The organism is Limosilactobacillus gorillae (assembly GCF_001293735.1).
Classification (GTDB): Bacteria; Bacillota; Bacilli; order Lactobacillales; family Lactobacillaceae; genus Limosilactobacillus; species Limosilactobacillus gorillae.
In genome coordinates this window covers 21,863-35,650 of record NZ_BCAH01000024.1, presented here as the reverse complement: position 1 = coordinate 35,650, position 13,788 = coordinate 21,863, and the positions used below count along the sequence as shown (strand labels likewise).

At 48.6% G+C, this 13,788-nt stretch carries 14 protein-coding genes, 1 pseudogene and 1 other annotated feature; all 15 genes and pseudogenes read right to left on the bottom strand.

Going from position 1 to position 13,788, the window contains the following annotated elements; translation table 11 throughout:
• Positions 1–13: 13 nt before the first annotated feature.
• Positions 14–994 (bottom strand): annotated as a pseudogene (locus AOQ57_RS04680) (amidohydrolase); the annotation flags it as partial.
• Between the two features lie 237 nt (positions 995–1,231).
• The gene (gene mnmA, locus AOQ57_RS04675; protein ID WP_093625665.1) at positions 1,232–2,365 is read right to left on the bottom strand and encodes a tRNA 2-thiouridine(34) synthase MnmA; all 1,134 of its coding nucleotides are present in this window, start codon (positions 2,363–2,365) and stop codon (positions 1,232–1,234) included.
• Between the two features lie 116 nt (positions 2,366–2,481).
• Positions 2,482–2,823 (bottom strand): DUF1831 domain-containing protein, encoded by a 342-nt coding sequence (locus AOQ57_RS04670; protein ID WP_093625663.1) that lies wholly within the window; start codon positions 2,821–2,823, stop codon positions 2,482–2,484.
• A complete protein-coding gene (locus AOQ57_RS04665; protein WP_093625661.1) occupies positions 2,823–3,530 on the bottom strand; it encodes a 5'-methylthioadenosine/adenosylhomocysteine nucleosidase in 708 nt (235 codons plus the stop codon). Before AOQ57_RS04665 ends, AOQ57_RS04670 begins: the two co-directional genes overlap by 1 nt.
• A gap of 12 nt (positions 3,531–3,542) precedes the next feature.
• A complete protein-coding gene (locus AOQ57_RS04660) occupies positions 3,543–3,779 on the bottom strand; it encodes a hypothetical protein (protein WP_093625659.1) in 237 nt (78 codons plus the stop codon).
• Positions 3,780–4,328, bottom strand: a complete 549-nt coding sequence (locus tag AOQ57_RS04655; protein WP_093625657.1) for an NUDIX hydrolase — start codon at positions 4,326–4,328, stop codon at positions 3,780–3,782.
• A 1-nt stretch (position 4,329) separates the two neighbouring features.
• A complete protein-coding gene (locus tag AOQ57_RS04650) occupies positions 4,330–4,542 on the bottom strand; it encodes a cold-shock protein (RefSeq protein WP_093625655.1) in 213 nt (70 codons plus the stop codon).
• 160 nt (positions 4,543–4,702) lie between these two features.
• Positions 4,703–7,495, bottom strand: coding sequence for an isoleucine--tRNA ligase (gene ileS, locus AOQ57_RS04645; RefSeq protein WP_093625653.1), 2,793 nt, complete (start codon positions 7,493–7,495; stop codon positions 4,703–4,705).
• A gap of 60 nt (positions 7,496–7,555) precedes the next feature.
• Positions 7,556–7,770 (bottom strand) — a binding site (T-box leader).
• Positions 7,771–7,788: 18 nt separating this feature from the next.
• On the bottom strand, positions 7,789–8,475 hold the full coding sequence (locus tag AOQ57_RS04640) for a DivIVA domain-containing protein (protein ID WP_093625651.1): 687 nt from the start codon (positions 8,473–8,475) through the stop codon (positions 7,789–7,791).
• 24 nt (positions 8,476–8,499) lie between these two features.
• Positions 8,500–9,285: a YlmH family RNA-binding protein gene (locus AOQ57_RS04635; protein ID WP_093625649.1), complete on the bottom strand. Its 786-nt coding sequence runs from the start codon at positions 9,283–9,285 to the stop codon at positions 8,500–8,502.
• Between the two features lie 10 nt (positions 9,286–9,295).
• Positions 9,296–9,574: a YggT family protein gene (locus AOQ57_RS04630; protein WP_093625647.1), complete on the bottom strand. Its 279-nt coding sequence runs from the start codon at positions 9,572–9,574 to the stop codon at positions 9,296–9,298.
• On the bottom strand, positions 9,571–10,029 hold the full coding sequence (locus AOQ57_RS04625) for a cell division protein SepF (protein WP_093625645.1): 459 nt from the start codon (positions 10,027–10,029) through the stop codon (positions 9,571–9,573). The genes AOQ57_RS04630 and AOQ57_RS04625 overlap by 4 nt, the downstream gene beginning before the upstream one ends.
• A gap of 39 nt (positions 10,030–10,068) precedes the next feature.
• The gene (gene ftsZ, locus AOQ57_RS04620; protein WP_093625643.1) at positions 10,069–11,364 is read right to left on the bottom strand and encodes a cell division protein FtsZ; all 1,296 of its coding nucleotides are present in this window, start codon (positions 11,362–11,364) and stop codon (positions 10,069–10,071) included.
• A gap of 26 nt (positions 11,365–11,390) precedes the next feature.
• Positions 11,391–12,785 (bottom strand): cell division protein FtsA, encoded by a 1,395-nt coding sequence (gene ftsA, locus AOQ57_RS04615; protein ID WP_093625641.1) that lies wholly within the window; start codon positions 12,783–12,785, stop codon positions 11,391–11,393.
• 143 nt (positions 12,786–12,928) lie between these two features.
• Complete coding sequence (locus AOQ57_RS04610) at positions 12,929–13,774, bottom strand: cell division protein FtsQ/DivIB (RefSeq protein ID WP_093625639.1); 846 nt, start codon at positions 13,772–13,774, stop codon at positions 12,929–12,931.
• Between the last annotated feature and the right edge of the window lie 14 nt (positions 13,775–13,788).

Below are 13,788 nucleotides of genomic sequence, written 5' to 3'. Positions count from 1 at the left end.
CCATAATATATCAATGAACGGCCAGTTGAAGGTCAGCCTGCCTGGCCATTTCGACGGCAGTGATCAACTTGTCCCGGTCGGTCAGTAAGATTCCCCGCTTATCATCCGGATAGGGATCCTTATTATCAGCCGTTTCCCCCGAAATACTACCATCCATAAAGACCTTGATCCCGGCCACCCGTAGCTTACCACTAATTTTTTTTGACAGAGGGGCGCCGTAATTTAATTCATCAAGGACATAGTACAAAGTCGCTTTGGGAACAAATTCCTCTTTAAAGGCATCGACATAGAGCTGCCAAGAATCATAGGGCTGCTTACGTCCCATCATCTCACCAATTGCCACTAAACCATTGGCCAAGTAGTGATTCGAGCTATCAACCAGATTCTTAACGTCGCCCTGATAGCTTTGCGAAGACTTAGCCTGGATCAGGAGCTGAGTGGCAGCCACCTCACGCATAAAACCAGTCGGCTCTCCGTTTTCATCGCGCTCAATTTTACCGCCCACTGGATCCGGCGTATCGCGGCTAATCCCTGCCAAGGCAAGGGCCCGTGAGTTACCGACCGAGGAGTGACAATCAGAACGGTAAATGAAGACCGGCTGGGTCATTGATACCCGGTCCAAATCCTCCTTGGTAGGCGATCGGTGTTCCTTTAGCTTAGTCTCATCAAATCCCCAGCCTTCGATCCAAACATCTGGGCCGGCACCGTAAGCAGGAGATTGCCTCAGAGCCGCCACCATTTCATCAATGCTGTTAACCACCGGAGGCGTACAGGCAACCCCGTGTAGGGCGTCAGCAATGTACTTCGGGTGGGTATGGACGTCAATTAGTCCTGGTAAAACCAAGCGCCCCTTCAAATCAAGCACGTCTTCACCCAGTTTTGGAACCAAACCATTTCCAACTTCGGTCACCCGTCCGTTTTCAAAGCGCATTCCATTCTCAAAATGGTCCTCAGTCGTTCCTAAGAAAATTCGCCCGTTTACAGCCAGTGTCATCTGAGCCATCCCTTTCAATTGATTTAATTATAGAATAACTATAAATGGAAGCGCTGTCTATCGATAATTTGATCCCCATCCTAAATTCTAGTGCTGAATTACCATGTGCAATGGTTTGTTGACATAATTTTCTATCTCACTTATATCCCCCGAGGGCATCTTAGCTAACTTAGCGGGAGTCTTCTTCTTCTGATCTAAAAAAGGCCGTGACATTTCTGCCACGGCCGCTTCAATTCATTATACGTATTGTAATTGGTGGTCCTGATTAAAGGCCCGGTCAATAATGGCGCTACCCAAACATTCTGAGCCATCATAGAACACAACCGCTTGGCCCGGGGTGATAGCACGAGCAGGATCATCACTAACAACGGTCACCATTTGGCCATCGTCAGACAGTTTAACCGTTACCCCTTCATCCTTTTGGCGGTAACGAAACTTAGCCGTACAGTGGAATTCCTTGCCATAACGGCTTACCACGTCATCGACCCAGTGAATGTCTGACGCCTCCATATGGGTTGCGTACAGATGCTCGTTTTCATAGCCCTGACCGACGTAAAGAACGTTTTTAGTAATGTCCTTTCCGATTACAAACCATGGGTCATTATTTTCCTTGGTCCCCCCAAGGCCTAGACCCTTACGTTGGCCGATTGTGTAGTACATCAGGCCGGCGTGAGTACCAACCACCTTACCATCAACGGTCTGCATCTCTCCCTGTTGGGCTGGCAGGTACTGGCCCAGGAACTCGCGGAAGTGGCCATCCTCACCAATGAAGCAGATCCCAACGGAGTCCTTCTTATCGGCGACCACAAGGTTAGCATCCTTAGCGAGCTGGCGAACCTCTTTCTTCGTGTACCCGGCCAAGGGGAAGAGCACCTTATCTAGCTGGGCGTGGTCCAGCTGGCTCAAGAAGTAGGTCTGGTCCTTAGTCTGGTCCTTGGCACGCATCAAGTGCATGTTACCCTCTTCGTCCCGTTTTAAGTCGGCGTAATGACCAGTGGCTACGTAATCGGCCCCCAGCTGGTTGGCGTACTCAATAAAGGCCTTGAACTTAATCTCCTTATTGCAGATCACGTCCGGATTAGGTGTTCGCCCCTTCTTAAATTCATCAATAAAGTAGGTAAAAACCCGGTCCCAGTACTCCTTTTCAAAGTTGACCGAGTAATACGGAATTCCAATTTGCGTTGCCACCTTGGCGACGTCCTTGTAATCTTCCGTTGCGGTACAAACCCCGTTTTCGTCGGTGTCATCCCAGTTTTTCATAAAAACCCCAACGACGTCGTAACCCTGCTGTTTTAATAGCAAAGCAGTCACGGAGGAATCAACTCCCCCACTCATTCCGACAACAACCCGGGTATGACTGTTATCAGTCATGCAAAATCACCATCATTTCATAATAGATTCTGGATCCATCTACGATTGAAGGTCGCATGTCCAGTATTTACCATTGTACCAAAGGCACACCCGGGATGCGAACAAAACCAACTGTTTTACCCCCTAACCAGGATCTCTCTTGCCACCATTTCATCAAGGATGAAGTGGTACTGGGTCACGAACTCCTCACTCCGTGGACCGGTGAAAATATTAATCTTACGCAAGCCGTCAGTACTAACCGTTGCCATCTTAAAACCCGTTAAGTCACCGTTAATGATTAGTTGCAACTTAGCGGCTGGTTTGAAGGGATTCGTTCGGTCCAAGGACCCAGTATACTTAAAATTTCCTTGGCGGGTCTGCTCAAAGCCAAGATCAATCAACGGGTACCTCTTGAGGTTTTTACTGATGGAGTAAACCGTGTCGTCACCCGGAATCTGAACCGTTGTTTGAAAGGCCATTAAGCATCCGCCCCCTTGTTTAAATCGCTAAAGAGTTGCAAAAGCATCGAGGCTGATCGCTTACCGGCTTCGATGATAAATTCATCAAAGGAGACCCCGGCGTTTTCGTCCCCAGTATCAGACATCGCCCGCACAACCACGTATGGAACCTTGTGATCAGTTGCTACCTGACCAACGGCCGCTCCTTCCATTTCAGCGGATAAGGCGTCCTTAAACCGAGCCTTGATTTGCTGAATCAATTCTGAGGAGGCCACGAACTGGTCCCCGGTTACAATCAGCCCTTGCTTGATGGTCAAGCCGGTCTCCTTTCCGGCCTTGGTTAGGTAATGCACCCAGGTCTGGTCGGCAGCAAAGCGAGCTGGTTGGGCCGGTAGCTGACCATATTCGTAGCCAAAGGCAGTTACGTCGACATCGTGATAAGCCGTTTCTGTCGAAATCACAACGTCACCAACGTGCAATCCTTCACCAATCCCGCCGGCCGAGCCGGAGTTGATAACCACGTCAACATCAAAATCGGTAATTAAGTGCTCAGCCGTAATCCCGGCTTCAACCTTGCCAATTCCCGATTCAACTAGTACCACGGCCTGGTTTTCAACTGTCCCCCTCAGGTACTCCTTACCTCCTAGGGTAGTGGTTTGCTTATCCTTCAATTGAGCGCTTAGTTCGCGCAGCTCCTCTGGCATTGCGCAAATAATTCCAAATGTCATGTTACTTCCTTTCTAATCAACAAAAAAGAGAATCAAATAGACGATGATAATCGCCACAATTAGCCCAAAAATCACCCAGTTAAGCCGCCTTTTCAGCCGCTTGGTAGCCGCTTCTTGGCGCTCTTTTTTAGCTAACTCCAGGCTCTCTTGACGTGTCATCTGCACACCACTTGTCACGGGTTCCTGTCCCGCACTTGATTGTTGCCGACGGTTGCGGCGCCGGCTCATTTCCTCTTGGTGTTCGTCCATCTAAACCCCCTGTTGGCTTGCCCAGTAATAAATGGCCATCGCCGTTTTCATATCAATAATCTGGCCACTGTTAATCATTTCCACGGCCTCTTTTAAACTAACCGCTTCAAGGCTTAACTCTTCGTCCCGGTCCTTTGGGAGGGTATGCTTGACGGGAGTGAGGCCCTTTGCAATAAAGAGAGTAATGATTTCATCAGAAAAACCAACTGAGCTGGCAGTAGCGTTGATTTTTTCAAAAGTCCGCGCTTCAAGACCGGTCTCCTCGTTCAGCTCCCGCTTAGCAGCGGCTAAAAGGTCTCCCTTATCACGGTCATCAACTTTACCGGCTGGAATTTCTAAGGTTACCTCCTTAATTGGAGCCCGCCACTGCTTTTCCAGCAGAATCTTACCATCATTTGTAATGGCCAAAATAGCAACGGCCGGGGCGTGATGAACCACCTCCCGGGTCGCCTGGTTTCCCGCCGGGGTTAATACCGTTTGCACTTCCACGTCAATCAGGCGGCCGGAAAAGATTGGCTGATTTTCCAGTACCTTTTCTTCAAAGTTCATTTTAAATCCCCCCTTCTAAAATTTTGACGTGGGCCGCCTGCGGACCGTGTTGTCCTTGGACAATCACCATTGAGACCGTCTGCCCCTTTTGAATTAGGAGTCGCTTACCTCCTTCAACAGCCCGCCGGGAAAAGAACACATCTCCGTCCATTGGGGTAGTTAGGTACCCCCACCCCTTAGTTGGGTCGTAGCTTTTAATGGTTGCTTGAATCATTAGTTCACCTACTTCTATATTTCTTTCTCACTTAGTACAAGAAAGCCCCTAACGCCCGTCATTAATACGAACGTTAGGGGCCTTGTCAAGGAGTGTTAAACTAGGTCTCTTCGACCCCTTCTCACGTACTCCTTATTTTACACCACTACCGAAGTAGCAACTACTTTTCTAATCCTTCTTCAACCGTTTCCGGGAAGTTTTCCCGCACGATGCTTGCGCAGTGAGCACAGAGTTGTGGGTAGGCCGAGTCAGAGCCAACATCTTCCTTGGTCATTCGGCACCGATCACACACCGTCCCGCTGGCCGGTTGAATCTTAACGGCAAAGTTATCGTCGAAGCTTTCGGCATCTGCCGGGGCATCACTTGCGGGATACAGGCTTAGCTTAGATACCCCAAACAAGAGACCTGCATCGGTCCCGAGGTTCTCCAGGAGCTCCCGTTGTGAATCCGTCAGGTAAACATCCGCACTAGCCTCTAGGGACCGCCCAATTAACTTTTGGTTACGGGCCTCCTCTAAAGCCTTCAAAACGTGAGAACGTAATTCCATGAAGCCTTCCCACTTTTCAAGCAGGGCGTCACCATTTTCAAATGAACGTGCTTCCGGAATTTCGGTCAACTGAACGAATTCCTCTGGTTCATCCATGTATGACCAAACCTCTTCAGTTGTGTGTGGCAAAATCGGCGTCAACAGGCGCGTCATCCCACTAAGAATTTCATAGAAGACCGTCTGCATTGAACGACGAACATGAGAGTCCTTGGCTTCAATATACAAGACGTCCTTGGCTACGTTCATGTAGAAAGAGGAAAGGTCGTTATTAACAAAGTTGATCAAGCGCTTGTAGGCATCCAAGAAGTCGTAGCGGTCGAAGTTATCCCGCATCTCGGCTAAGAAGCGGTTAAAGTTAACCGTCATGTATTGGTCGACAGCCTCACGTTTTTCGTAGGCTACAAAATTATCCGGACCAAAGTCGCTTGTGTTGGCAAGTAAGAAGCGGAAGGTATTCCGGAGCTTGCGGTAAGCTTCCGACATCTGCTGCAAGGTTTCCATGGAAACACGAACGTCGACAGAAGTATCAGCCGACATTACCCAGAGGCGAATAATTTCAGCCCCCATTTGCTTGACCACCTTGTTCGGATCGATGACGTTCCCTAAGGACTTGGACATCTTCTTACCGTTTTGGTCAAGGGTAAACCCTTGGGAGAGAACGGACTTGTACGGAGCATGGCCCGAAACAACCACCGAGGTAATTAAACTAGAGTTGAACCAGCCCCGGTATTGATCAGAACCTTCCAAGTACATGTCAGATGGGTAGGTCAAGTAATCACGTTCGGCCAGAACTCCCTGATGAGAAGAACCAGAATCAAACCACACGTCCATAATGTCAGTTTCCTTGGTGAACTTACCATTCGGGGAGTGTTCAGAAATGAACCCTTCTGGTAGAAGGTCCTTTGCTTCCCGTTCAAACCAGACATTCGATCCGTATTCACGGAAAAGGTCGGAAACATGGTTGATCGTTTCTTCAGTCATGATTGGCGTACCATCTTCAGCGTAGAAGATCGGCAACGGAACCCCCCAAACACGCTGCCGGGAAATAACCCAGTCGTCACGATCCTTAAGCATGTTACGCAGGCGAACCTTCCCCCAAGATGGGTAATAAGTAACCTCATCAACGGCGTTTAAGATTTCATCGCGCATCTTATCGATTGAAACAAACCACTGGTCAGTAGCCCGGAAAACGATCGGCTTCTTAGTCCGCCAGTCAAACGGATAGGAGTGTTTTAAGTCTTCCTCTAACAGGAGGGCGTCGTGTTCCTCCAACAGGCGTAGCGAAATATCATCGGCATCCTGGTAGAAGACTCCGTCAAACTCCGGCCCGTTTTCGGCGGTCAGGATCCCCCGGTCATTCATTGGCGCAAAGATTGGCAGACCATACTTCTTCCCAAAGTGATAGTCGTCATCCCCATAGCCTGGAGCAGTGTGAACAAGTCCTGTCCCGGCGTCATCGGTGACATAATCAGCGACCCCCACAAGCAGTTCCCGATCAATATACGGGTGGCGGGTGGTCATCCCTTCCATTTCGGCCCCCTTGAAGGTCTTGATAACTTGGTAGTCATCCCAGTTAAACTTTGGGGCCAAGTCGCCAAGTAAGCTGGATGCCACCACATACTTACGGTCACTTCCGCTTGGCTTAATCAGTGCGTATTCGTAATCGGCACTTACGGCAACGGCTTCAGAAGCCGGAATCGTCCACGGCGTTGTGGTCCAGCCAACCAGGTAGGTATCTGAATCTAACAGCCCCTTCCCGTCTTTGACCTGTTCGGTAAAGAAGGCCGTCTTGGCAACAACATCGTGATATTCAACTTCAGCTTCAGCCAAGGCCGATTCCGATGACCAAGACCAGTAAACTGGCTTCTTAGCTTGATACAAGAGTCCCTTCTTAGCAAAGGCACCGAAAACTTTGATTTGAGCCGCTTCAAATTCCTTAGCTAGGGTTAGATATGGGTGGTCCCATTCCCCACTTACCCCAAGGCGCTTGAAGCCCTTCTTTTGGATTTCAACTTGTTCCAAAGCGTACTTGTGACACAGGTTTCGGAATTCAGTCAGGCTCATCTTCTTACGGTCGTAACCAGCCTTAGTTAATTGGTGTTCAATCGGCAACCCGTGGGTATCCCAACCTGGAACGTACGGTGCCCGATAGCCAGTCATCGACTTATAGCGGACGATGAAGTCCTTTGAAATCTTGTTCATTGCGTGGCCAATGTGGATCGGCCCGTTAGCGTACGGAGGGCCATCGTGGAGCACAAAGCTTGGCTTGCCCTCATTTAACTTTTGTCGTTGCTCGTAAACCTTGTTTTCTTCCCACAGTGCTTCTCGCTGTGCTTCCGTTTCTGGAAGGCGTCCCCGCATTGGGAACTTGGTCTTTCCAAGGTTCAAGGTGTCCTTAATGCGCATCTTAAATTCCTCTTCTCTGTTTTCGAACTCGTTGATAAAAAACAAAAAGCGCCCCGTCCACCAAGGGACGAGACGCACTCGTGGTACCACCCAAATTTCAAGGGAGAATAGTCCCTTGCTTTGTCATTTGGTAACGGTCATGAACCGGTGGCCCTTACTACTTTCAGCACCACGCTCTGGGATGATTAGTTTGAAGGCCTTGATACCGGTCTAACACCAATCACCGGCTCGCTTAATCGTCAACACTTCTCACTGGTTCCCATCAATGCTTTTATCATCGTTTCAATCTTTACCTACTTACTTTCCCCGTCCGGAAAGATGACCACCGTCTTAGCCGGCGCCGTCGTCTCTGAACTGGACGCGGCTGGTGCTTGACTACTCGGTTTTTCTTCGGCTATTGGAGTTGATTCTACACTGACCTCAGAATTCTTGTCAAGATTGGATCCCAAAATCTTTTCAATTTCATCGTATTTGGAAATATCATCGTTAGCCAATAGCTCATCCCACTCGCTAGACTTAGCCACTTCCAACTGTGATTCTAACATCACCTGCAAGCGTTGCCGGAAGATCCGGGTCTGCTTCTTCAAGTCGTTGGTTTCCGTAGTCAGCTTTCGTGTGGAACTAGCAGCCTTTTCAATCACCAGGTTAGCCTTATCATTCGCTGCCGCCACGATATCCGTCGCCTGCTTTTGGGCTTCGCGAATCGTGATCTCAGCTTCCTTTTTAGCATTGTTTTTAACCTTGTCGGCCGCCTCTTGGGCTACCAGGATGGACTTATTTAATGAATCCTTTAAGTCGGAAAAGTACTTCAGCTTTTCTTCATTCGCCCGAACCTCTTCTTGCAACTCCCGGTTTTGATTCATTAAATCCGTAACGGTTGCGGCAACCTCCTTTAAGAAGGCACTCACCTCAGCCTGGTTATAACCACGCATCTTGGTATCAAATTTCTTGCTCGTAATGTTTTCCGCTGTTAAAGCCATACTACTTCCTCCAATCACTGTCCGCTAAGCATGAACGACGGCCAACCGGACCCGCCTTCTATCATGACGGTTGAACCCTAATTGTTCTTGAATCCGGATTCGTCCCCCGTGACGAACCGAAATTAAATCTCGGTTTGCTAATTCAAAGTCTGGGCGTTCAATTTTTTCCCAGTTAACTCGCACCCGCCCGCGTTCAATCTGCTGCTTGGCACGGTTCCTTGAGTAATTAAAACTAGCTGCTACCACGGCATCAAGCCGCAATGAAGCAACGGTTGTAACAACCTCTTCCCAATCTTCTTCAGGTGCGTGGGCCTCTTGTAAGTCACGTTCCTCTAAACGGACCTTTGTTTTTCCAATTGAAGTGACCTGCTGAATCAGATATTGGGTCAACGGTTGCTCCACAACTATCTGCCAATGATTATCCCATGTGATGATGTCACCAAATGCCCCACGCTCAACCCCAGTTGATAAAACAGCGCCCATCACTTGGCGATGATGAAGTTGGGCAAATTTTTGCGGGTAGTTAATTTCCAGCAACTGTAGATCAAAATCATTCTCGCTCGGCTGATAGTAGGCCGGATATGCAAGTCCCCGTTGCATTTCCGCCCCGGGATAGCCCCCGAAAAAGGCTACTTTAACCTCGTCTTGTCTGTTAGTCAGTACCCGTACAATGTAGCGCTGGCGTGGGTTTAAAAAGGGGGTCAAAACGGGACGGTACTGATCACCGGCTGTCGTCAGCCAATCATTAACCTGATCAATAAACGGGGCTTCATCCTCCCGAAAGTGTTGCGTGACATTTTCCTCAGCCATCTTGTTCCCCCTACAAAAGATTGATCAGAATTTGCCCAACCATTTGAACCCCATACTGGGCAAAGTAAATCACAATCAGGGCCACCACCGGGGCAAATGAAATTCCCCCCAGTGGAGGAATTATCCGCTCAAAGAAGCTCAGGTACGGTCCCACCAGACGCCCTAAAAAGCGTCCTAAGGAACTATCCATGGCCCCCGGGAACCAAGTTAATAGGCACCAAATAACAATTAATAAGCTATACAAGTTTAACAGGCGGATTAGCGCCCACATAATTAAGGAAATGATCAATACTGCTCTCCTCTACCATCATCCAATCCGTCCCTTGAATGATTCGGGGCTAGTTTACCCGAAATTTCAAAGCGCTGGGGGGTGCATAAGAAAATCTCTGCGTCAATTCGTTCGATCTTTCCGTTGATAGCATAAGTTGCCCCCTTCATGTATTCTACAATCCGGAAGGCCACCTTGGTATCCATCTGGTCAAAGTTAACAATTACGGCGTTACCATTCAATAAGTGGTTTACGATCTCCTTACCATCACCATATACCCGGGGTTCAATCAGCTCAATCTTACTTGAAAGGTTTTGCTGAGACACCCGAGCGTTATTGATCGAGACAACTTTATTTGAACGTGATACTACCGGTGCCGGTACCGGAGCTGGCTCCGGCTGTGGTTCTTCGTAATACTCGGACGTTTCAGGTTCCTCATCTAAGTCTGAAAAAATTTTCTTAAAGAAATTTGCCATGAGCCGTTCCTCCAATCAGTTCTTTTTTATTATCCCTTTTTACTTACGTCGATTCTTAAAGAAAGCCGGCGTTGAAAGATCATCGTCCCCATCATCAACGTTAGATAAGTTATCATCTTGAACGCTGAAGGTTGGCTTCTTGACATGGTTGAAGTCTGCTCGACGTGCATCGCCTTCCAGATCATTGCCTAGGTCCTCATTCCAGTTTTGGAACGGATCGTTGTTAACTGGTGCTTCACTGGTTTCAGATACCGGCGCCGCGTTTTCCTGTGGTTGCACTATTACGCGGGGCTGAACCGGGGTTTGAGAAGCTGGTTGGGCCGGGGCTTGAGTTTGCGTAGTGACTTCTTCCTTATCGTTATCCTGCTTGGTCCTGTCAATCCCAGTTGCGATCACAGTCACCCGGATCTCATCATTCAAGGTTTCATCGATTGCCATCCCAAAGGTAATGTCAACGTTAGTGTTAGCGGCCTGACGAATTACGCTAGAGGCGTCTTCGGCTTCAGTCATTGAAAGGTCCTTACCCCCGGTAACGTTAACTAAGACGTGTTCCGCTCCATCAATGGAGACTTCCAAAAGTGGTGAGGAGATCGCCCGTTTTGTGGCTTCCTTAGCCCGTTCTTCACCGCCAGCAGCCCCAATTCCCATCAAGGCTGCTCCTTGGTTTGTCATCGTATGGCGAATGTCGGCAAAGTCAAGGTTGATGTACCCTGGATTAGTGATTAAATCGGAGATCCCTTCGACCCCCTGGCGTAAGACATCATCTGCTTCCTTGAAGGCTTCCATCATTGGTGTCTTCTTATCAATGATTTCTAACAGGCGGTCATTTGATACCACGATTAGGGTATCAACATTTTTCTCTAGGTTTTCCAGCCCATCAGCGGCTAGCTTAGCCCGGCGCGTCCCTTCAAAGGAGAACGGTCGCGTTACAACCCCGACGGTCAAAGCGCCAGAGTCCTTGGCGATCTTTGCAATCACCGGAGCAGCCCCGGTACCGGTCCCCCCGCCCATTCCGGCGGTTACGAAGACCATATCGGCACCATCAAGAGCCTTGGTGATTTCAGACTCGCTCTCCTGAGCAGCCTTGGCCCCGACTTCCGGGTTGGAACCCGCTCCGAGTCCCCGGGTCAGCTTCGGCCCTAGGTGGAGCTTAGTCTTGGCGTGGGATCCTTCTAGGGCTTGCAGGTCGGTATTGGCAACGATGAAGTCAACCCCATCAACATTTTCGTTGATCATTTGGTTGACGGCGTTACCACCACCCCCACCGACACCAATCACCTTAATCCGGGCGCCTGCTGGTTGTAATTGCTCGAGTTCGTTGGTTGCGTTATCCATGACTATTTCCTCCGTCGTTATCAGTTCTAATCAAAGAAGTTACTGAAAAAATCTACAAATTTATTCTTTTTCTTCTTTGTTGATTGTTCACTAGTTGGTTGTTCTTGGGGTTCCGTTTGTATTGGGTGCGGAGCCCGACTCGGCTGATTATTCTGAGTCAGGCGACGAGCTGGTTGTGATTGAGCAGCTCGCTGGCTCACCGGTGCTTGCTGTTGTTGAACAACCTGGTGAACCACACTAGCAAAGTTTCCCTCCTGGTGGACCGTTTCTTTCAAGAGTTGGTCAACATCATGCAAGTCGTCTTCATACTTACAAAGGGCAATTGAAAGGGCAAAACTCGGGTGACGAACTCCCATTTGATCAGGAATATAAACCTTCACGTTACCATCGAAGTACTCACTTGCGATCTCCTTAATTCCAGGTAGAATCGCAACACCGCCGAGAAGAACAACACCCCCAGGCAACTGCGGAACATTGATTGATTGAAGCTTCTTTTGGGAACGTTCAAAAATCTGGCGTACCCGAGCCTCAATCACTTCAGCTAAGTACTTTTCGCTATAATTAACCGGCTGGTTCTTACCCACAACGTCAACGGCTAATTGAACCTCATCACTCGCCTGACGTGAATCAGCGTAACCATGGTCACGCTTGAGCTGTTCGGCGTTGCGCTGGGAAGTATTTAACACCGTTGAGATGTCGTGGGTAATTAGGTTTCCCCCCTCCGGATCAACGTAGGCAAACTTAAGCTGGTGATCATGAATGATGCTGGTGGTGGTTTGTCCACCCCCTAGGTCAACCAAAATTGTACCAAAGTCTTGTTCACCATCGCTTAATAATTCAAAGCCGGTAGCAATCGGAGCTACCACGAGATCTTGAATCTTAAGCCCTGCTAAGGCGACCGCCTTCTTAGTATTGTGGACAATCGTCTTCGGTCCTGAGTACATCGTTGCCCGTAGCTCTAAACGAACGGCAACCATTCCCCGGGGATCTTCAATCTTGTTAAAGTCATCAACGGCAAAATCACGCAAAATAAGGTCGATCACCTCCCGTTCTGGAGGTAGGTTCTGCGTCATTGCAGCCCTTGCAACATCGATGACGTCCTGGTTGATAATTTCACGCGGTTGCCCCTGGCTGGCCACAGTAATCATTCCGTGAACCTCGGTCATCTGGAGGTAATTCGCCGGCAAACCAACGATCACCTTATCAATGTCAATGCCAGATTTATCCGTTGCTTGACGAACCGCAGCTTGAATGGCGTGGGCTGTCTTCTCGATATCGACAATCACGCCCCGACTAAGTCCACCAGTCGGTTGCGTGCCGACGCCTACAACCCTTAGTTCACCCTTAACGTCCTCACAGACGAGTGCCTTAATCGAGGTGGTTCCAATATCTAATCCTACGTAGATGTGTGAATCGTTCATTTCTCCTGGAACCTCCTAAAACCAAATTACTTAAAAGTAAGGGAACATCCCTCTGGTTTATACTTTTAGTTAGTATAAATTCTAACACAGAAACTCCTTATCCAAAAACCCCTAGATGGTCAAAAATGAATACGGTTCCGTATTTATTTATTCTTGTTACCGTAAGCATATGAGTAAGCGCCAACTTGTAAGTCGATAACACCCGCCCCACTCATGTTGGTGACAATTGATGGATAGTACTTCATTTTATTACCCAGGGTTGAAGCATTAGCCAAAACGGTGTTGCCATCGTTCATGTAAATCTTTAGTCGCTCATTATTGGTCTTGGTTGGGCTATAGGCTACCTGAGAAATTCCCTGGCGGATGGTTTCCGGTAGCTGCCCAATTTGCTGGGCCGTCTGCTTTAACAGGTACTCATGTTTATTAAAACCTGCGTAGGTAATGAAATTATTTAACTTCCCATTAATCGTCTGATACTCTCCTGTCGCTAACAGAAGCTCCTGGTGACCGTTATGATTAACAATTCCAATTACCGGATTCTCGGTTACGGTGACCTTAACCGCCTGGGGACCACTCAAACTAACTTTTAAACCCTTAATTTGCGGATTATTCCCCTGGGCCTGTCTAGATACGTTTGCCTGGTCGAAGATAATCCGCCAAATAAAGGCGCCGGACCGAATTCCACTTGCCTTTTCCACCTGATAGCTCGTTAAATCCTCGTTACCCACAACCTTAACTCGCGTGATCTTTGAAAGGGGTGAAACCACGTAGAACATTACCACTAAAATAATAATAAAGGGGATTAGGACTGAAAGTGCCCGGCCCGCATTGCTTTTTATCTGGTAAGCACGCAACTTGGGCAGGTCCTTTTTGAGCCCCCGGTGGCGCTTTTTAAATTGCTTGCGACCATCAATGACACTCTGCGCCTCTAAAGTTGCCAGGCGTTCAGCATAACGTTGATGATCACGATTGCCCTTTGATCTGGCCATGATCCCCCTTCTTT